The 19073-nt window shown below is 70.6% G+C and carries 16 protein-coding genes; 7 read left to right on the top strand and 9 right to left on the bottom strand.

Annotation, left to right across the window (positions count from 1 at the left end):
• Positions 1-44: 44 nt before the first annotated feature.
• Entirely contained in the window at positions 45-677 is a 633-nt protein-coding gene (locus AB0J78_RS28395; protein WP_363794246.1) for a carbonic anhydrase, read from the bottom strand.
• Between the two features lie 802 nt (positions 678-1479).
• Between AB0J78_RS28395 and AB0J78_RS28390 the strand changes: the two genes are divergently transcribed.
• Entirely contained in the window at positions 1480-4449 is a 2970-nt protein-coding gene (locus tag AB0J78_RS28390) for a BTAD domain-containing putative transcriptional regulator (protein WP_363794244.1), read from the top strand.
• Here the strand turns inward: AB0J78_RS28390 and AB0J78_RS28385 are convergent.
• From AB0J78_RS28385 to AB0J78_RS28375, 3 genes are all read right to left on the bottom strand, one after another.
• Entirely contained in the window at positions 4427-5680 is a 1254-nt protein-coding gene (locus tag AB0J78_RS28385; RefSeq protein WP_363794242.1) for an APC family permease, read from the bottom strand. The two genes, AB0J78_RS28390 and AB0J78_RS28385, sit on opposite strands and share 23 nt — an antisense overlap.
• Positions 5681-5693: 13 nt before the next feature.
• Positions 5694-6347, bottom strand: coding sequence for a class I SAM-dependent methyltransferase (locus tag AB0J78_RS28380; protein ID WP_363794240.1), 654 nt, complete (start codon positions 6345-6347; stop codon positions 5694-5696).
• 136 nt (positions 6348-6483) lie between these two features.
• Entirely contained in the window at positions 6484-7149 is a 666-nt protein-coding gene (locus AB0J78_RS28375; protein WP_363794238.1) for a YitT family protein, read from the bottom strand.
• Positions 7150-7356: 207 nt separating this feature from the next.
• Between AB0J78_RS28375 and AB0J78_RS28370 the strand changes: the two genes are divergently transcribed.
• From AB0J78_RS28370 to AB0J78_RS28355, 4 genes are all read left to right on the top strand, one after another.
• Positions 7357-7839 carry an Lrp/AsnC family transcriptional regulator gene (locus AB0J78_RS28370; RefSeq protein ID WP_363794236.1) on the top strand — a complete coding sequence of 161 codons (483 nt, stop codon included), beginning with the start codon at positions 7357-7359 and terminating at the stop codon, positions 7837-7839.
• Positions 7840-7962: 123 nt separating this feature from the next.
• Entirely contained in the window at positions 7963-8655 is a 693-nt protein-coding gene (locus tag AB0J78_RS28365; RefSeq protein WP_363794234.1) for a haloacid dehalogenase type II, read from the top strand.
• A gap of 173 nt (positions 8656-8828) precedes the next feature.
• On the top strand, positions 8829-10322 hold the full coding sequence (locus AB0J78_RS28360; RefSeq protein WP_363794232.1) for a long-chain fatty acid--CoA ligase: 1494 nt from the start codon (positions 8829-8831) through the stop codon (positions 10320-10322).
• A 78-nt stretch (positions 10323-10400) separates the two neighbouring features.
• Positions 10401-11396: a LacI family DNA-binding transcriptional regulator gene (locus AB0J78_RS28355; RefSeq protein ID WP_363794230.1), complete on the top strand. Its 996-nt coding sequence runs from the start codon at positions 10401-10403 to the stop codon at positions 11394-11396.
• Here AB0J78_RS28355 and AB0J78_RS28350 read toward each other — a convergent pair.
• Both AB0J78_RS28350 and AB0J78_RS28345 read right to left on the bottom strand, forming a co-directional pair.
• Positions 11393-11680, bottom strand: coding sequence for a hypothetical protein (locus AB0J78_RS28350; RefSeq protein ID WP_363794228.1), 288 nt, complete (start codon positions 11678-11680; stop codon positions 11393-11395). The genes AB0J78_RS28355 and AB0J78_RS28350 overlap by 4 nt on opposite strands.
• A gap of 278 nt (positions 11681-11958) precedes the next feature.
• On the bottom strand, positions 11959-13125 hold the full coding sequence (locus AB0J78_RS28345) for an acyl-CoA dehydrogenase (RefSeq protein ID WP_363794226.1): 1167 nt from the start codon (positions 13123-13125) through the stop codon (positions 11959-11961).
• A 50-nt stretch (positions 13126-13175) separates the two neighbouring features.
• On the opposite strand from AB0J78_RS28345, the gene AB0J78_RS28340 reads away from it, so the two are divergent.
• A complete protein-coding gene (locus tag AB0J78_RS28340; RefSeq protein WP_363794224.1) occupies positions 13176-13304 on the top strand; it encodes a hypothetical protein in 129 nt (42 codons plus the stop codon).
• Between the two features lie 379 nt (positions 13305-13683).
• Here the strand turns inward: AB0J78_RS28340 and AB0J78_RS28335 are convergent, their stop codons facing one another.
• The 3 genes from AB0J78_RS28335 to AB0J78_RS28325 all read right to left on the bottom strand — a co-directional run bounded on the left by AB0J78_RS28335 (position 13684) and on the right by AB0J78_RS28325 (position 17406).
• Positions 13684-15045 carry a sigma-70 family RNA polymerase sigma factor gene (locus AB0J78_RS28335; protein WP_363794222.1) on the bottom strand — a complete coding sequence of 454 codons (1362 nt, stop codon included), beginning with the start codon at positions 15043-15045 and terminating at the stop codon, positions 13684-13686.
• 404 nt (positions 15046-15449) lie between these two features.
• A complete protein-coding gene (locus tag AB0J78_RS28330) occupies positions 15450-16118 on the bottom strand; it encodes a hypothetical protein (protein ID WP_363794220.1) in 669 nt (222 codons plus the stop codon).
• A gap of 181 nt (positions 16119-16299) precedes the next feature.
• Positions 16300-17406, bottom strand: a complete 1107-nt coding sequence (locus AB0J78_RS28325) for an endo-1,4-beta-xylanase (RefSeq protein ID WP_363794218.1) — start codon at positions 17404-17406, stop codon at positions 16300-16302.
• Between the two features lie 402 nt (positions 17407-17808).
• Between AB0J78_RS28325 and AB0J78_RS28320 the strand changes: the two genes are divergently transcribed.
• Positions 17809-19017: an aromatic acid/H+ symport family MFS transporter gene (locus tag AB0J78_RS28320; RefSeq protein WP_363794216.1), complete on the top strand. Its 1209-nt coding sequence runs from the start codon at positions 17809-17811 to the stop codon at positions 19015-19017.
• Positions 19018-19073 lie beyond the last annotated feature (56 nt).

The raw sequence follows: 19073 nt of genomic DNA, 5'->3' as shown, positions 1-19073 counted from the left end.
CCGAGAACGGCCACCGCGATCATCATCCACAGTGGCCGGTGCCGCTAGGCCGCGGTGCGCTCCAGGGGGCCGTGGCTGGACACCACGCGAACCGTGCCGTCGGCCAACCGGTAGGACAGGCCCGCCACGGCGCAGCGGCCGGCGGCGACCTCGTCGGCCAGCAGCGAGGAGCGCTCGAGCAGCAGCTCGCAGGTGCGCTGGATGTGGACGTCGACGATGCCGTCGACCTCGTCCTCACCGGCGGCCCTGGCGGCCAGCACGCTCGGGGTGACCCGCTCGACGATGTCGCGCAGGTATCCGGGCGGGTTCGAACCCTCCACCACCGCCTGCCGCGCCGCGACGACCGCGCCGCAGGAGTCGTGGCCGAGCACCACGATCAGAGGAGCGCCCAGCACTCCCACGCCGTACTCGATGCTGCCCAGCACCTCCGAACCGGTCACCTGACCGGCGGTGCGCACGACGAACAGGTCGCCCAGGCCGCGGTCGAAGATGATCTCCGCTGCGAGGCGGGAGTCGGAGCAGCCGAACAGCACCGCGAACGGGGTCTGGCCCGGCGCCAGGGAGGCGCGGTGATCGGCGTCCTGGTGCGGATGCAGCCGCGTGCTCTCGACGAAGCGCTGGTTGCCTTCCATGAGTGTCGCGAAAGCCTCGGCAGGCGTGGTTGGCGTGCGGTTCATGTTGTTGACATTAACCCAACCGGGTGGCCGCGGCAGATCGCGAGTGGGGGAAAGCACGCTGGTGGCAGGGGTGTTTGAGTTCGCAACGACCTGTCGCGCGCCGTATTCTCGGCACGCGGTGGTGAGGCGGATGAGGGGGCCGCCTCACCACCGATCTGTCGTTCGGAAGTGGTCCGCACACGAGGTCCGACACGGCCTCGGCGTGTCGGAGCGAATTGAGATCCGGCAATTCGCACAGAGTTTCGCCAGGTCAGAATGGCGGCGACGGCAAGCGTCGAAAATTGTTCGGCCCGGGAGCTTGTGCGCTGTTCGGGGGAACGGTCATCATCGGAACCGATGCCGGTGGTTCAACCACCGTGCTCTGGGGGAAGAAGCTACGCGAACACCTGGGGGGTGTAGCGATGGATCATCGTATTTTCTGGCCACGCGTGTAGGAGACGCCGCGTGGACCGACCTGCCTCGCCAGCAGGTCGGATGCGAGCACAACCCGGCCCGTGAGGCCGATTCAGGTTGACGTTCCCGCAGCCCCGGTCGTCGCGTCGTCGCGAGCGGTTCGGGTTCTCGGAATGTCGTTCCATTCGCTGATGAGCTGTTGTCACTCGGCCATTCGCGCTCCTATTCCGAAATCCGAGCTTGCATCGAACAGGTAGTCGGTATCACTCATTGGAGTGCTTCTCGTTGAGTTGGCCGACGATGTGCGGTCAATGTGCGCGGCGTGCCTTTCTCGCCGCTTTCCGGAGGCAGCGGCGAACGGGCGAAGTGCGGCACGATTGATCGTTTGTGGATTTCTGGGGGAAGCGAGATGCGGTTCGAAGTTCTTGGACCGGTCCGGATGTTCGACGGGGACAGAGCGGCACCGCTGACGGGTGCGCTGCGGCGCGGCCTGCTGGCGGTCCTGCTCGCCCACGCCAACGAACCGGTGCCGGTCACCGTCCTGTTGGAAGCGCTTTGGGGTGAGCCGGACGAGCACGGGGCGAGCCGGCTCCAAGTGCACGTTCACCGGCTGCGCCGGGAACTCGACGACCCCGACCGGCTGACCTACGGACCCGGTGGTTACTGCCTGCGGGTCGAGAAGGGAGAGCTCGACGCGGCGATCTTCGCGGGGCTGCTCGACGAAGCGGCCGGCGAGCCGGATCCGACCTGTGCGGCCGGGCTGCTGCGGCGCGCGCTGAGCCTGTGGCGGGGCAGGCCGTACCAGGAGGTCGACCTGCCCGACGTTGACGCCGTCGTCGAAAGGCTCACCGAGCAGCGGTCGCTGGCCGTGGAGGAGTGCTACGCCGCCGAGCTGCGGGCCGGTCGGCACGAGGCCGTCGCGGGCGAACTGCTCGATGCGGTGCACCGCAACCCCCTGCGAGAGCGGTTGCACGGCCTGCTGATGCTCGCGCTCTACCGCAGCGGACGGCAGGCCGAGGCGCTGTCGGCCTACCAGCACGCGTGCGAGGTGCTCAACGACGAGCTCGGCCTGGACCCGGGGCCGGAACTGCGCGCCCTGCACGACCAGATCCGCGCTGGCGAAGCGATCGAGATCGTGGGAGCGACGCAGGTCCCCGCCCAGCTGCCGCACAGCGCAACGGATTTCGTCGGCCGCGAACTCCCGCTGTCCGAGCTGGACGCGATGCTCGACGCCAGGTCCCGCGCGATCCCGATCGCGGTCATCGTCGGCACGGCCGGAGCCGGCAAGACCTCGCTGGCGCTGCGCTGGGCGCACCGGGTCAAAACCCGCTTCCCCGACGGTCAGCTCTACACCGATCTGCGCGGGTTCGGCACCGGGACACCGGCTGAACCCGGCGACGTGCTGGCCGGGTGGCTGCGGGCGCTGGGCGTGGACGGCAAGGACGTACCGCTGGACCCGGCCGAGCGCGGCGCGCGGCTGCGCAGCCTCCTCGACGGCAAGCGCGTGCTGCTGGTGCTGGACAACGCCGCCAGCGCCGAGCAGGTGCGTCCGCTGCTGCCCGGCAACTCCGACTGCGCGGTGGTGGTCACCAGCCGCCACCAGCTCGACGGACTGCTCGTCGGGCACGGAGCGCACCTGGTCGAGCTGGACCGGATGACCGCCGACGAGGCGCGACTGCTGCTCAAGGAACTGCTGGGCGACCTGGTCACCGACGAGGGCGCCGTGGACGAGCTCATCGAGTGCTGCGCGCGGTTGCCGCTGGCGCTGCGCATCGCGGCGGAACGGGTGCGGCGGCACCGCAACCGCGGCATCAGCCAGACCATCGCCGAATTCGGTTGCGCCCAGGCGCGTCTGGACCTGCTCGACAGCGGTGACCCGCAGGCGTCGGTGCGCACCATCTTCGCCGCGTCCTACCGGAACCTGTCGGTGGCCGAGGCGAAGTTGTTCCGGATGCTCGGACTGCACCCCGGCGAGGAGATGGACGCCTACTCGCTGGCCGCGCTGGCAGGGCAGGACGACGTCCGCGTGATCCGCCGGGGGCTGGCCGAACTGGTGCGCGCGCACCTGGTGGAGGAGGTCGCGGGCAAGCGGGTCCGGCTGCACGACCTGCTGGCGACCTACGCCGCCGAGCTGGCCAGCACCACCGAGAACGCCGCCGAGCGGCGGGAAGCGCTGCGGCGGCTCTACGACTACTACCTGCAGGTCGCCACGACCGCGTCGGGATTCCTCGCCCCGGGCTCGCTACCGTCGCCGGAACTCGCGTTCCCCGCGCCGCCGATCCGCGACCACGAGGACGCGGCCCGCTGGCTCGACGACAAGCGCGACACCATGGTGCGCATCGCCGAGCTGGTCGACGGCGAATTCGAGCAGTACGCGGTCGAATTCGCCATCGTGCTGGACGCGGCGCTCGACTTCGGCTGGCACGTCGACGCGGCCCGCCGGCTCCACGGCAAGGCGCTGGAGATCGCCGTGCGGCGCGGCGATCGGGTCGGCGAGGGCATCGCGCTGCGCGGACTGGGTGTGGCGCACTGCCGTCGCAACGACTTCGCGACGGCCCGCGAACTGCTGGAACGGGCGCTGCGCAAGGCGGTGGGGCCTGCCGGGATCGCGGCCGTGCTGCAGAGCCTGGGGGAGGTGTGCGTGTTCACCGGGCACACCGAGCTGGCGCTCGATCACCTGCGCCGTTCCACGCGGCTCTACCAGCAGGCCGGGCTGCGCTTGCTGGGGCTGCGGCCGATGATCTGCCTCGGGCGGCTGCACCGCCGGTGGGGGCGGCACGAGGAGTCGCTGGAGTGCTTGCGAGAAGCCTCGCGGGTCGCCGCGGCGCACGGGTACCGCCCGGCCGAGGCCGACGCGTCCTACGCGCTGGCAGGCCTCTACCGGGACCTCAACCGGTTCGCCGAGGCGACCGATCACGCCGAGCGCGCGCTGGTGCTCGCCCGCCGCAGCAAGTTCCGGTTCCTCGAAGGCATGACGTTGCACCGGCTGGGAACCATCCGCCGGTGCCTCGGGGACCACCCCCAGGCGCTGGAGAGCCACCGCGCGGCACTGGTCTTCGCGCGCCGGATGCGGTCGGCGAACCTGGAGGCGATCGCGCTCACCGCGCTGGCCGAGACGCACGCGGCGATGGGCGACGAGGCGGAAGCCGCCCGCTGCCACCAGCACGCCCTTCGCGTGGCCGACAGCGGGTGCAGCCACTACGTGCGGGCGCGCGCCCACGCCGGGCTCGGCGATCTGCACGACGCGGCGGGCAGGCGGGAATCGGCCACCCGCCACTGGCGCACGGCGGTGCGGATCTACGAGGAGCTCGACGCTCCGGAGGCCGGCGAGCTGCGAAGGAGGTTGAACGCGGACATCAGCCCGAGCGTGCCCTGCTGAGCAGGCGAAGCCCGAGCCCGACGGCGAACACCGCCAGCCCGGCCACCACCGAGGTCCAGGGCAACGTCGCGGCCAGCAGCAGGCACCCCGCCAGCCCGGCGGCGTTGAGCGCCTTCGGCCACCGGCGCTCGGCCGGTGGCTGGGTGAAGGCGGAGGCGTTGGCGATCGCGTAGTACACCAGCACGCCGAAGCTGGAGAACCCGATCGCCCCGCGCAGATCGGTGGTGATCACGAGCACGATCACCACCGCGGCGACGGTCAGCTCGGCGTGGTGCGGGACCTGGAAGCGCGGGTGCACCGCGGCGAGGTAGCGCGGCAGGTCTCCCTCGCGGGCCATCGCCAGCCCGGTGCGCCCGACGCCGGCGATCAGCGCGAGCAGCGCGCCGAGGCTTGCCGCTGCCGCGCCGATCCGCACCACCGGCGTCAGCTGCGCGTACCCGGCCGCGGTGAGCGCGTCGGCGATCGGCGCGGTGCTGGCGGCCAGCGCGTGCGGGCCGAGCACCAGCAGCACGGCGAGCCCGACGACGCCGTAGGTCACGGCGGCGATCGGCAGGGCCAGCAGGATCGCCCGCGGGATGGTGCGCGCCGGGTCGCGGACCTCTTCGCCGAGCGTGGCGATGCGGGCGTACCCGGCGAAGGCGAAGAACAGCAGGCCGGACGCCTGCAGCACGCCCAGCGGCCCGTGCGGCAGCCAGTCGTGCGCACTGATGGGCCCGGTGGACGGGTAGAGCAGCGCGGCCGAACCGGCGAGCACGAACAGCACCAGCACCAGCAGGATCCGGGTCAGCGCGGCGGTGCGGGTGATGCCCACGCAGTTCACGGCCGCGAGCACCGCGACCGCCAGCGCGGCGGCCGGTCGCTCGAAACCCGGTGCGGCGTAGGCGGCGAAGGTCAGGGCCATCGCCGCGCAGCTGGCCGTCTTGCCGATCACGAAACCCCACCCGGCGGTGAAACCCCACCAGTGGCCCAGCCGGACGCGGCCGTAGACGTAGGTGCCGCCCGAAGCCGGGTGGACCGCCGCCAGCTGGGCCGAGCTCGTGGCGTTGCAGTAGGCGATGAACCCGGCGATGACCAGTGCGAACAGCAGACCACTACCGGCGGCGGCAGCGGCGGGGGCGAACACCGCGAACACCCCGGCGCCCAGCATCGAGCCCAGCCCGATCGCGGTCGCATCGACGGTGCCCAACCGCCGTGCCAGCGGAGCACCCGAGGAGTGCTGGTTCGGGGTCACGACCGGGACCGGATCAGCGGTGCGCGGTGAGGAAGTGGGCCGGTACGAGCGACCGCCCGGCCTCGTCGGCCGGGTGGTGGGCGCCGACCCCGGCGGGGAGGAAACCGGCGATGGTGCTGGGCTCGATGGAGTCGATCGTCCAGTGCTCGGCGACCGCCGCGCGCAGTTCGTCGGCGTCCACGGCGTTGGGTCCGCCGCCTTCCGGGAACGCGCCCTTGTCGAACACCAGCATGTACAACCTCGCGCCCGCGCGGGCCGCACGAGCGATGGCGGCGACGTAGGCGGCGCGGCTCTCGACGGGCATGGAGTGGAACAGGGTGCTGTCGATGACCGTGCCGAAGTGCCCGTCGTGGCCGGAGAGCTCGGTGATGTCGCCGACCTGGAACGTCGCCGAGGCGTGCCGTTCGTCACGGGCCGACTCGGCTTGCGCGATGGCGGTCTCGGACAGGTCCACGCCCAGCACCTCGAAGCCGCGCGCGGCCAGCTCCCGAGCGGTGACACCGACACCGCACCCGGCGTCGAGGACAGGCCCGACGATGTCACCGCGCTCGATGACCTCGCTGATGGCCGGCTGCGGCACGCCGATGTTCCACGGCACGCGCGCGTCTTCGGTCACCGGCGACTCGCCCCGGTAGACGGCGTCGAAGTCGGGAAGTTCGGTGCTCACACGAGCCTCCGCAGCAGATCGCACAATGCCTCGTCAACGCGGGAAAACTACCACGTTCCAAGATCCGCTCCACGGTGCGCGAAGCCGAGCACGACGGTCGGCTCCGCCGACGCCGGCACCGCTTTCGCGCTCGCGATCACGCCCCCAGGTAGCGCCCTGGGCGGTGGTTGAGCGCGAGGACTCCGTTGAGCAGCACCGCGCCCATCGCCGAGATCAGCATCGCGGTGGGGGAGACGACGAGCAGCGCGGCGGCGATCACCAGCACGTCCAGACCCATCTGCACGTAGCCCGCCCGCCACCGCAGCCGTTCCTGGGCGATCAGCGCCACGACGTTGAACCCGCCCAGGCTGGAGTCGTGCCGGAACACGATCAGCAGCCCGATGCCGATGAGCAGGTTGCCGCAGACCGCCGCGTAGAGCTGCGGCAGGTGCAGGGCGCCGAACAGCTGCGCGTGCAGCGGGGCGAACGCGGAGACCAGCGCGATCGAGATCAGCGAGCGCACCGCGAACCGACGGCTCTTCTTGGCCACCGCCAAGGCCATGAACGGCAGGTTGACCACGAGGAACAGCACCCCGAAGGGCACCGGCAGCCCGTAGCTGAGCAGCAGTGACAGCCCGGCCGTTCCACCGGTGACGATCTGGCTGGACTTGAGCAGGTGCAGGCCGAGCGAGACCACGAAGGTGCCCGTGAGCAGACCGAGCACGTCCTCGGTGCGGGTGTGCGGCAGCGCGGTCGGGTGCCGGGTCTCGGTGGCGCCGGTCGGTGCGGTCGCGGGGGTCGGGGTCGCGGTCTGCGCAGGCATGCTCGAAATGGTCGGGTCAGCACAGCACAGCAGGCAACACAGCCCTTCGCGGCTGCGACAAAATTCGCGAACGATCGAGTTGGTGTGGCAGAGTGCTCAATCTGCGGGTGCTCGTCACACGGTTCCTCCCCGATGTGTTCGGCACCACACCTGACCTGGGGTTTCGCCCGCGCGAAGCGCGCACGGCGAATGGCGACCTTCCGGAGCGTGCCGCTGGTGAACGAGATCGACGCCCTCGACGCCCGAATCCTGCTCGCCCTCGACGACGATCCGGACCTGACGATCCTCGGCCTGTCCCGCGAGCTCGGCGTCGCGCGCAACACCGTGCACGCGAGGCTGCGCAAGCTGGGCCACAACGGGGTCATCGGCGACTTCAGCCGACGCGTCGACCCGGTCGCCCTCGGCTACGACCTGGTGGCGTTCGTGTCGATGCAGATCAGCCAGACGAAGCAGCCGGTGACCACCACCGCGCTGCGCGAGCTGCCCGAGGTGATCGAGATCCACGCGACCTCCGGTGACGCCGACCTGATGATCAAGGTCGTGGCCCGCGACACCCAGGACCTGCACCGGATCACCAACGAGATCCTCGGCATCGACGGAGTCGAGCGCACCAGCACCGCCATCTCGCTGCACGAGGCCATGACCACCCGGATGCGGGCCCTGCTGGAGGTCGCCGCCCGCACGTCGTGACCGGCTGAGCAGCGAAGTGGTCGAGTTGCCTCCGCCTTTTGCCGATTCGGCTACCGACTCGAGATCGAACCGTGTTCACCCGAAGGGGTGTGATCTTGCGTGGCGAACAGGCATGATCACCCGGTGTCGCTCGATGTCTCTCGCCTGTCCGTGCTGATCTTCGATGTCCTGGGAACCGTTGTCGACGAACGAGGTTCGATCCGCACCGCGGTCCAGGAAGCGCTGGGAGAGGCGGGTGAAGCGGAGGAGAAGGGCGACGCGCTCGCGACCGCCTGGCTGAACAGGCTCGACGAGCTGCTCTCTGAGGCGTCGGACGGCGAGTACCGGCCGATGGACGAGCTCAACCGCGAGGCCCTGGAGCACGCCGTCAAGGCCAGCGACGTCTCGCTCGGCGAGGACGTGCTGGCCGAGCTCGCCGCGGAAGGACTGCGGCCCAAGCCCTGGCCCGACGCCGCGCCCGGTGTCGGCGCGCTGGCCGACCGGTTCAACGTCGTCGCGCTGTCCAACACCACGATGCTCGCGCTGGCCGAGATCACCCGTCGCGGCGGCCTGCGCTGGGCGTTCGCCCTGTCCTCAGAACTGGTCGGCGCCTACAAGCCGGACCCGTCGGTCTACCGCAAGGCGCTGGAGCTCATGCGCGTCGAACCCGGGCAGGCCCTGATGGTGGCCTCGCACCCGTGGGACCTGCGCGCCGCCGCGGAGCAGGGCATGGCCACCGCCCACATCGCCAGGGAAGGCGACGGCGAGCCGGTCGACGCCGACGAGTTCGACCTCCAGGCCGCTACGATCGCCGAACTGGCCGCCCAGCTCCTCTGAGGCGCCCGAGCCGCCGAGGATCGGCCGTTCGGCGCATTGCCGCAGGTATGACGACTACGTGTTACCGAAATGTACACCCGAACGATTGCCACCGGGCTGCGGAACATGGACGATTTGCTGGGGATCGATGATCTCGCCTGCTCCGAACACCTCAACGACGACGGGAACGGAACATGACGAACCTGGCAGCGAACCTGGTCGCGTCCGCTCAGCGGCACGGCGACCGGCCCGCGGTCCGTCTCGACGAGCACGTGCTCAGCTACGCCCAGCTCCACGCCTCGGCCGCTGCCGTGGCCGGTGACCTGCGGGAACGCGGCATCTCACCTGGCGACCGAGTCGGCTTGGTGCTGCCGAACGTGCCCGCCTTCCCGATCCTGTTCTACGGCGCACTGCTGGCAGGCGCGACCGTCGTGCCGATGAACCCGCTGCTCAAGGCCCGCGAGGTCGAGTACTACTTGCGCGACTCGCAGATGTCGCTGGTCTACGGCTGGGACGGTGGCGGCGACGCGGTGCCGGACGCCGCCGCGGAGGTGGGAATCCCGGGAGTCGTGGTGGGCGCGGTCGGACCGATCGAACTCGGCGGCGAGCCGATCACCGAACCCGTCGAGCGCACCGACGGCGACACCGCCGTGCTGCTCTACACCTCGGGAACCACCGGCAAGCCCAAGGGCGCCGAGCTGACCCACCACAACCTCGCCTCCAACGCCGAGATGGCCGTGGAGACGCTGTTCGAGCTCACCCCCGACGACGTGGTGATGGGCTGCCTGCCGCTGTTCCACGTCTTCGGCCTGACCTGCGCGCTCAACACCTCGGTGCTGGTCGGCGCGTGCCTGACCCTGCTGCCGCGGTTCGACCCGGCCAAGGCCCTGCAGATCGTGCCGCGCGACAAGGTCACCATCTTCGAGGGCGTGCCCACGATGTACGCCGCGATGCTCAACCACCCCGACGCCGACGGCGCCGACATGAGCTCGCTGCGCACCTGCGCGACCGGTGGTTCGGCGATGCCGGTGGAGGTGCTGCGCGGCTTCGAGTCGAAGTTCGACTGCCACGTGCTGGAGGGCTACGGCCTGTCGGAGACCTCGCCGGTGGCCTCGTTCAACCAGCCCGGCTACGAGCGCAAGCCCGGTTCCATCGGGCTGCCGGTGCGCGGCTGCGAGATGAAGGTCGTCGACCTCGACGGCAACGAGGTCGGCCTCGACGAGCCGGGCGAGATCGTCATCCGCGGCGAGAACGTGATGAAGGGCTACTGGGGCCGGCCGGAGGCGACCGCCGAGGCGATCAAGGACGGCTGGTTCCACAGCGGTGACATCGCCACCAAGGACTCCGACGGCTACTTCTTCATCGTCGACCGCAAGAAGGACCTGATCATCCGCGGCGGCTACAACGTCTACCCGCGCGAGGTCGAGGAGGTGCTCTACGAGCACCCGGCCGTCGCCGAGGCGGCCGTGGTCGGGGTCAAGCATCCGGACCTCGGCGAGGAGGTCGGCGCGGCCGTGTCGCTCAAGCCCGGCCAGGACGCCACCGAGGACGAGCTGCGCGAGTTCGTCAAGCAGCGCATCGCCGCCTACAAGTACCCGCGCGAGGTCTGGCTGGTCCCGGAGCTGCCGAAGGGACCGACCGGAAAGATCCTGCGCCGCGAGGTCAAGGAGATGCCCCGCGAGGTGTGAGCGGAACCGGGCCCGGCCGCGCGCCGGGCCCGGTTCCGGCGGACTAGGCTCACGGAAGTCTGTGAGTGAGGTCTGAGCATGGTCGGAATCAAGGACGTCGCGCGGCTGGCCGGGGTCTCCATCGGCACGGTGTCCAATGTGGTCAACCGCCCGCAGCTGGTGTCGGACGAGACGCGGCGGCGGGTGCAGTCGGCGATCGAGGAGCTCGGCTACGTCCGCGACGAGTCGGCTCGGCAGCTGCGCGCCGGCAGCAGCCGCATCATGGCGCTGCTCGTGCTGGACCTGGCCAACCCGTTCTTCGTCGACCTGGCGCGAGGGGCAGAGGAAGCCGCCCACGATGCCGGGCTCAACGTGATCACCTGCAACAGCGGCCAGCGCGTCGACCTGGAGTCGTCCTACCTGTCGATGCTGGCCGAGCAGCGCGTGCGCGGACTGCTGGTGTCCCCGGTGGACACCACCGGCGAGCGGCTGCGGACCTTCGCCCGCAGCGGCATTCCCTACGTGTTCGTCGACCGCACCGTGCCGGAGGTGCAGGGCAGTTCGGTCGCCGTCGACGACGTGACCGGGGGAGCGCTGGCGGCGCGCCACCTGGCCGAGACCGGGCACCGCGAGATCGCGATGGTCAACGGCCCGTCGATGCTCGCGCAGTGCCGGGACCGCGAAGCGGGTGCCCGATCGGCCCTGGAAGGCACCGGCGCGCACCTGTCGGTGCTGGAGTCCTCCGCGCTGGACGTCGCGTCGGGACGCGACGCGGGTGCGCGGCTGCTGGGCATGAGCCCGCGCCCGACGGCCGTGTTCTGCGCCAACGATCTGCTCGCGCTGGGCCTGCTGCAGGCGATGGTGGCCGCCGGGGTGCGGGTGCCGGAGGAGATGGCGATCGTCGGCTACGACGACATCGAGTTCGCCGGGGCCGCGGCGGTGCCGCTGACCTCGGTGCGCCAGCCCGCGCGCAAGCTCGGCCGCACGGCGGCGGAACTGCTGATCGCCGAAACCTCCGGTGAGCCGATCCGGCACCGCCAGATGGTGTTCCAGCCGGAACTGGTCGTCCGCGCCTCAACTCGCGTCAGCCGCTAGAAGTAGCCGATCCACATCGCACCGACCACGAGGAAGGTGGTGATGGACAGCGTCGCCGTGATCATCTCGGCGTGGCGTGCGGTCATGGTGCTTCCTCGGGTGGGCTCAGGTTCGGGCGGTGGCGCGGCCGGGGTGACCGGCAGCGGCGTGCGGATCGGGGAGGTGCCGGGGCGAGCGGGCAGCGGGCGCCCCACCCAGGGGCGGGTGGCGGTCGGGCGCGTGTTGTGCCTGCCGCGGGAGTGCTGCCTGCGCCGTGCCTTCCGGTGGACCTGTGCGGTGTTCAAACCAGCGCCCCCTCGCGGCCGATCATCCTAATCCGTCGCGGGCAGGAGCTCTCCCCCGCCTGCCCCGAACGGCGTCGGGATCGTTGATCCGTTCGGTCGACCGCCGGCGAGGTGGGCATGCCCGCGCACCCAAGTGCTGGGCTCAATCTGACATCGGCCGATGGAGAAGTTAAGCGCTGATGTCCGGCGCGCCCGAATTCCGCTGGATTGCACCCGATCGGCCGCCCTCCGTCACACATCGTGACCTAGCCGCTGAGCTGGGCAGAACACGGTCCAGGTCAGTCGCTCTCGACGAGGTCCAGGAACTGCCAGTGACCGTCCGAGAGACCGGCGAGCAGCTTGCCGCAGTTCTGCAGCACGCCCGGCCCCGAGGTCACGTGCTGGGTGCCGCCGTGCAGATCGCGGAAGAATCGCTGCAGGGCGCTGCGCCGCAGTGCCGCCGTGCCCGCCCACCTGTAGACGGTCTGGCCCACCTCGTGCACCGACGAGGTCGCGTTGCCCAGCGCCAGCCGGGTCAGGGTCTCCTGCTCGGTGCTCAGGCCGCGGCCGTCGTCGAGGGTGTCCTCGCACTGCTGCCAGGTCTCGAACGCGAACGCCCGCGCCGCCCGGAACTTGGCTTCGGCCTGGGCGTATTCGGCGTGGAACTGCTGGTTGTCGACCGCTGCCCGGGGTCTGCCGCCCGCCAGCGCGCGCATCTCGTCGAGCATCCGCCGGCCCACGCCCAGCGCCCAGCCGGCGTGGCAGATGCCCGACATGTTGGCCAGCCCCAGCCGGTACAGCGCCCCGCCCATCCGGGGAGACGTGCAGGTCGCCTCGTAGGCGTAGAACGCGGGCACGAACGCCTCGCGGATGCTGTAGTCGATGCTGCCGGTGGCGCGCAGTCCCATCACGTCCCAGTTGTCCTGCAGCGCGACCTGCTTGACCGGCAGGGTGAACACCAGCGTGCGGTCCTCCTCCGCGCAGTGGGCGGCGGCGTGGATGTGGGTGGCCATCGACACGCCGGAGGCGAACTGCCAGTCTCCGCTGATCCGGTACCCGCCCTCGGTCTTCACGGCCGTGCCGGGTTCGGTGCCCTGCCCGGCGATGAGCGCGTGGTGTCCTCTTCGGACGTTCGGGTACAGGTCGTGCACCACGTCCCAGCCCAGGTAGGCCGGTGTGGTGCCGGTGGCGAGCTGGAGCGCCATGAACGACCAGCCCGCCGAGGCGTCGAAGTAGCTGACCTCGGCGATGGTCTCCATCGCCTGGCGCGGGGAGAACTCGTAACCGCCGAGCACGGCGGGGATCCCGATGCGGAAGATCCCGGTGTCGACGAGCGCCTTGGCGGACTCGTCGCTGAGCCTGCCGATCTCCTCGCTGTGCTCTGCGTTGTCCTCCAGCAGCGGGCCGATGGCCCGGATCCGCCCGATGAGCGCGTCGAACTCCTCGCTGACGTGCAACTCGGCCATGGTGCCGTCCTTCTCCACGCGTGTCGGTGGACCCGTTCAAGCAGACGCCCATGTCAGGTCCCCGAGAACGCTACCGGCGGTCGCTCGGCGGCGGCCACCGTCAAATGTCCTGCGGAGCCCGTGAGCTGGAGGACACCACCGGCCGGGTGGAGGTGCCCTCGCTGCTCTCGGTCACGTGACTTCCGCTGGGATGGGTGCGGGGACCCGGAATACCGCGGTGATCGGGGACCTGGTGATCCGGTTGATCCGCAGGTGTCCACAGGGGATTCCGCGTTCTCGCAGATGCCGCGCACGTCGCCGGGACGTGCTCAGCAGCGCGAGTGCGCGTGACGGGAAGCTTCCGCGCGGTGCGGATGGACGAGGGGGACGCGGGGTGAGGTCGTGAAGAGTCCGCATCCCCCTCGAAGCACGGGCCCACCGGCCGGCGGCCGGAGTTCCCGCAAGCCATTGAGCACCGGATCATCGAGCCCCGACCAGGGGCTTTGGTCCCGGGACGCCCGGCATGCGGCGACGTAACGTGGTTGGCGGGTCCACCGTGGATCGAACCGGGTACTGGGTTCAGCGCTCGACCACGGGGTTTCCGAGGATGTCCAGGGCGCCGGTGAGGTCGTCGACGGCGATGAGGCGATCCGGCGGGAACGTCTGCTCCACCTTCACGACCGCGCCCGCGTCGATGCCGTCGTCCTCGATGCGCAGGTGCGGGTCGGCGTCGACGCCGAGACCGAGCAGCTCGGCACCCGCGTGCATCGTGCCGTCGGCGAACGGCTCGGGCGACGGGGAGGGCGTGGGAATCGGCAGCGGTGGCAGCGGCGCCGGTTGCTGGACGCCGGGCTGCGGAGCCGGTTGTCCGGGCACCGGCGCGGCTCCCGGCGCAGCCGGGGCGGCCGGAGCCGCCGGGGGAGCGGGCGGTGACGGCGGCGACTGCGGTTGCTGCGGAGCGGACGGCTGCGGCGGTGCGGAGGCGACCGGCGGGATCTCCTCCTCGTTGGCCGCCAGCGCCAGCCCGAGCACGGCCAGCGCCGCAGCGAGCGCGGCGCCCGACACGGCCGCGCGTCGCGGTCCGCCGACGGCGTTGACGACCCCGCCGACGACTCCGCCGCTCCCGGCACCCACCGCGGTGAGGTAGCCCGCGGCGGTCGCGCTGCCGATCACCAGGGGAGCGATGAACACCCGCAGCGCCCCGTTGATCTCCACGAGTTCCGCGGCCAGGGCGCGGCACCGGTCGCAGTCGTCGAGGTGCGCCTCGACCCGCGAGGTCTCCCGCTTCGCCAGGCCACCGCGCGTCCACGCGCCGAGCCGCTCGACGTTCTCCCGGCAGCGCTCCTGCTCGGCGTCCAGGTTTCCCAGGTGCACCTGCAGGAACGCCTGCTTGAGGCCCTCCCTCGCGCGGTAGGCCAGCGCGGACACGCCGTTGGGCGTCATCCCCAGCAGCGGAGCGACCTTCGCCGGGGACTCGCCCTCGATCTCGACGTGCCAGAGCACCATCTGCCAACGCTCGGGCAGCTTCGCGAACGCCGCCGCGACCAGTGACCGGTCCTCGCCCTCGACGGCGGTGTCCTGGAACGGCTGGGAGATGTCGATGCCGGGCACCGTCTCCAGGTCCTCGGAGTACTGCAGCCGCTGCTGCTTGCGGGTGCGGTCGTAGGCGGCGTGCCGGACGGCGGTCAGCAGGTAGGCGCGGAACGCCGAGGTCGGGCCGCGCTGGCCCCGCAGGAGGTCGAGGACCTTCGCGAACGCCTCGGAGACGACGTCGTCGGCCTCGGCGGCGGATTTGGTGACCTGGCGGGCCATGCTGTGCGCGGCGGCGACGTGCCGCTCGTAGAGGCTTCCGTAGGCCCCGGTGTCGCCCTGGCGCACAGCATCGATCAGCTCGCTGTCGCTGCGCTCCTGGGAGCCAGCCTCCGTCGGTAACGCCGCCATGCCAACCCCCTGCTCGCGACCGTGATCGTCACTGCCCGGCACAATTGCTACCCCGGCAGGGGCGGCGGTGGTCGACGGCGACCCCATTCGTTGCGCCTTCGTGACCGCTTGTTGCTCCATCCGTATGGCGCGCAACGACTTCCGACGGGCTACGGCAATGGGCGAAACATCGCAGCGCTAGGCGAGCTGTCAGGGATTGGTTTGCTCGGCGGTGTGGGTGGCAGAACCTGAGCGGCTCCGTGGACTCCGTGCGCCGCTCCTTGAGTATGCGAACACGCGGCGTCCCGGCGTACTCGCCACGAAGCCGCTCAGAACCTGCGGCGGTGCGAGCTGAGTCCCACACCTGAAACAGCAGCTCCGCCGCGTTCTTGGACAGCACCTAACGGCAGGTGATCACGAGCAGGTCACGGTCGATGAGCGAGTTGGATCCGGTGTTTCGTCGGGCGGGGCAGGACGTGCACCCAGCTGCCCGCGTCGGTGAACACCAGGCCGCATTCGCGCAGATCAGCCAGCCGGGAGTGCACCTGCTCGCCGAAGCGGGCCGCGAGCACCGACAGGGGGCAGGGGACGTCCACGTACCGCAGGAGTTCCGCCGCTTCGCCGGCGAAGACGTACTCGTGCCGGCCGAAACCCGGCCGGTCGTCGAGGACGACGAGGGCGCCGCCGTCCTCGACGAGTTCCAGCAGGCCGAGCGGCTTGTCCCGGCGCCACGCCGCGACACCGGCCAGCAGTGCCGCTTCGGTGTCGTCGGAGATTCCGTCGCCGCACCGCACGGCGCTCCGCATCGGCGGCAGGTGGTGCAGAGCGGGGAACTGCGCCAGCACCCGCGAGTAGGACCGGTCGGTCCCACCGGGGAAGCCGTACCGGTAGGTCCAGTCCACCGACAGCCCCAAGGTCCGTGCGTCGCGCAGCATCCGCACATTCCCGCAGCCCTCGGCGCGGCTGCCGGCCAGTCGCAGCACCCGGGTGCTGAGGTTGTCGATGCCGGGCCGGACCCGGCGGAACCCGGTGTCGCGCAGGCGCGACAGCTGCTCGTAGGACACCTCGGTGCTGATCTCGGCCTGCGACCGCATCGGACCCGCATCACCTTTCGCCGCTCGTGCGGTGGAGCGGCGGGAAACCGCCCCATCGCGCATCTCGAAGTCCGGATGTCGTCCACGCCGCCTCGGCGCACCGCGAAGAACCCGAGTTCGATCCACCGTGCCAGGACGGCCCTCGCGAAACCAGGCGTGATTCACCCGGACGTCGTCATCGTCAAATTCTCGGTTTCCCGCTTTTCGGCTCGCTCGCCGAGAGGGTCTCCAGCAGCGCGTCGTAGGCGGGCTTGGCGGTGAAGTCATCCCAGTAGATCGTCGCCGCGCCCTGGTTCGGGAACGTTCCGGGCACCCAGGAGTACTTGTCCGGCAACCCCCACACGGTGAAGGAGTGGCAGCTGGAGACGTCCAGGCACGACTGCAGCGCGCGGCGGTAGTAGTCGGCCTGCTCGGTCAGCTGCTGCGGGGTGGGGGCACCGCCCTGCGGCAGCGTCATGCGCACGTCCAGCTCGGTGATCGCGGTTTCCAGCCCGAGGTCGGCGAAGCGCTGGAGGTTCTGCGTGAGGTCGGCAGGGAAGCCGTCGTCGAGGTTGAGGTGGGCCTGCGCGGAGAAGCCCTGCACCGGAACTCCCTGCGCCAGCAGGTCCTGGACCAGCGCGTGGTAGGCGTCGCTCTTGGCGTTGTCGCCCTCCACGCCGTAGTCGTTGAAGAACAGCTTGGCGTTGGGGTCGGCTTCGTGGGCCCAGCGGAAGGCGTCGGCGATGATGCCGGGGCCGAGCTCGCGGATCCAGATGTTGTCGGTGGTCCGCAGGTTCCCGGACTCGTCGAAGATCTCGTTGGCCACGTCCCACTGCTGGATCCGCCCGGCGTAGCGGCCGACCACGGTGGAGATGTGCTCGTGCAGGATCTCGCGCAGCTCTTCGGGCGAGAACCCGCCGTTCTCCAGCCATTCCGGGTTCTGGCTGTGCCACAGCAGGGTGTGCCCGCGCATCACCTGGCCGTGCTGCTCGGCGAAGTCGACGATCGTGTCGGCGGTGGCGAAGTCGTAGGTGTCGCGAGCGGGGTGGAGGTACTCCCACTTCATCTGGTTCTCCGGCGACAGGGAGCTGAACTCGCGGGCGAGCACGTCGCGGTAGGGCTGGTCGGAGGTGAACGGGTCGGGGTAGGGCTGCTCGTCGTGGTGGCCGCCGCCGGCGACGGCGGAGCCGACGACGAGGCCCTCCGGCGCGGCATCGCGCAGGGCGGTTGCCTGGGGTGCGGCTTCGGCGTGGACGGGTAGCAGCAGGACCGCTGCGGCGGCGGTGGTGGCGAGGCGAATCGGCTTCATTGCGGACTCCCGCGTTCTCTACTGGACCGGAACAGTTTCCGAAATATTTCGAAGTTCACGCGATTTCGAAGACTATTGGCGCGCGCGAGGAAAGGTCAAGAACCGCAACTTTCGGAATCAAGGTAGTCGCAATCCGCAGCGTTCGCCCGCCGAGGCGATGAACCTCCCCCCGAGGGTGGAATTCATCCCCGCCGTCGAAACATTTCGGTGGAGAATGCGATCGAGGATTCCTCGGTGCGGCGCGGTGATCACGACGGTGGGGGAACGGCGGGATTGCCGTCGGCTGCCGCAGGTATCAACCTCGGAACAGCTCCCGCTGAGCGGAAACGAACGCTGGTACGGGTTCCGGGAGGACCCCACATGATTCCGGGCACGACACCGACATCGAAGAGGTGACCTGGAATGACAACGGCGTCAGGACAGTCCGGCCGCGCGCCGGAGACGAGCGCCCGGGGCGTCGCCGCGCTGTGCTGGGCGGCGGTGGCGCTGGAGGGCTACGACCTGGTGGTCCTGGGCGTCGTGCTTCCCAAGCTGCTGCGCGACCCGAGCTGGCAGCTCACGCCCGCGACCGCCTCGGTGATCTCCTCGGTCGGACTGGTGGGCGTGATGATCGGCGCGCTGTGCGTCGGCCCGCTGACCGACCGCTTCGGCCGCCGCAAGCTCATGATCGCCACGGTCGCGCTGTTCTCCGCGCTGACCCTGGCGTGCGCGTTCGCCGACGGCCCGCTGCTGTTCGGCATCCTGCGATTCCTGGCCGGTCTCGGGCTCGGCGGCGTCCTACCCGTGGCGATCGCGATGGTCAACGAGGCGTCCGAGGCCAAGGGCGGAAGCGCGACGACGACCTTGATGACCGGCTACCACGTGGGTGCCGTGATCACCTCGTTGCTGGGGATCCTGGTGATCCCCGCGCTGACCTGGCGCGCCATGTTCGTCATCGGTGCGCTGCCCGCGCTGGTGCTGCTGCCCCTGCTGGCGCGCCACCTCCCGGAGTCGCTGCCGGCCACGGCCGAGGAGAAGGCCGCCCGCAGCCCCGTGGCGACCCTCTTCCAAGGCGGCTACCTGCGGTCCTCGCTCGCGTTCTGGGTGACCTCGTTCATGGGCCTGCTGCTGGTCTACGGGCTCAACACCTGGCTGCCGGAGATCATGCGCGCGGCCGGTTACGAGCTCGGCGCCGCGCTCGCGCTGCTGCTGACCCTCAACGTCGGTGCCGTGCTGGGCCTGCTGCTGGCCGGGCGGGTTTCCGACCGCATCGGCGTGCGCACCTGCATCCTGATCTGGTTCACCGCCGCAGCGGTGTTCCTGGCGCTGCTGAGCGTGCGGCTGCCCGGCTTCGGCGTGTACGTCAGCGTGCTGCTGGCCGGCGTGTTCGTCTTCAGCACGCAGGTCCTCGTCTACGCCTACGTCAGTCACCACTACCCGGCGGTCGGGCGCGCCACCGCGCTCGGCGCGTCCAGCGGTGTGGGGCGGCTCGGCGCGATCTGCGGGCCCCTGGTCGGCGGCGCGCTGCTCAGCGCGGGTCTGGCCTACCCGTGGGGTTTCTACGCGTTCGCGGCCGTCGCGGTCATCGGGCTGGTGTCGGTGACGTTCGTGTCGAACCGGCAGCCCGCCTGACCCTGACCGGGCCGGGGTGCGTGCCCCGGCCCGGTGCTCGCCCGGGATGTGGGATG

The sequence above is a fragment of the Saccharopolyspora sp. NPDC049426 genome, assembly GCF_040676935.1.
GTDB lineage: Bacteria > Actinomycetota > Actinomycetes > Mycobacteriales > Pseudonocardiaceae > Saccharopolyspora.
The sequence above is the reverse complement of the archived record's forward strand: the minus strand, read 5'-3'. Positions and strand labels throughout refer to the sequence as shown.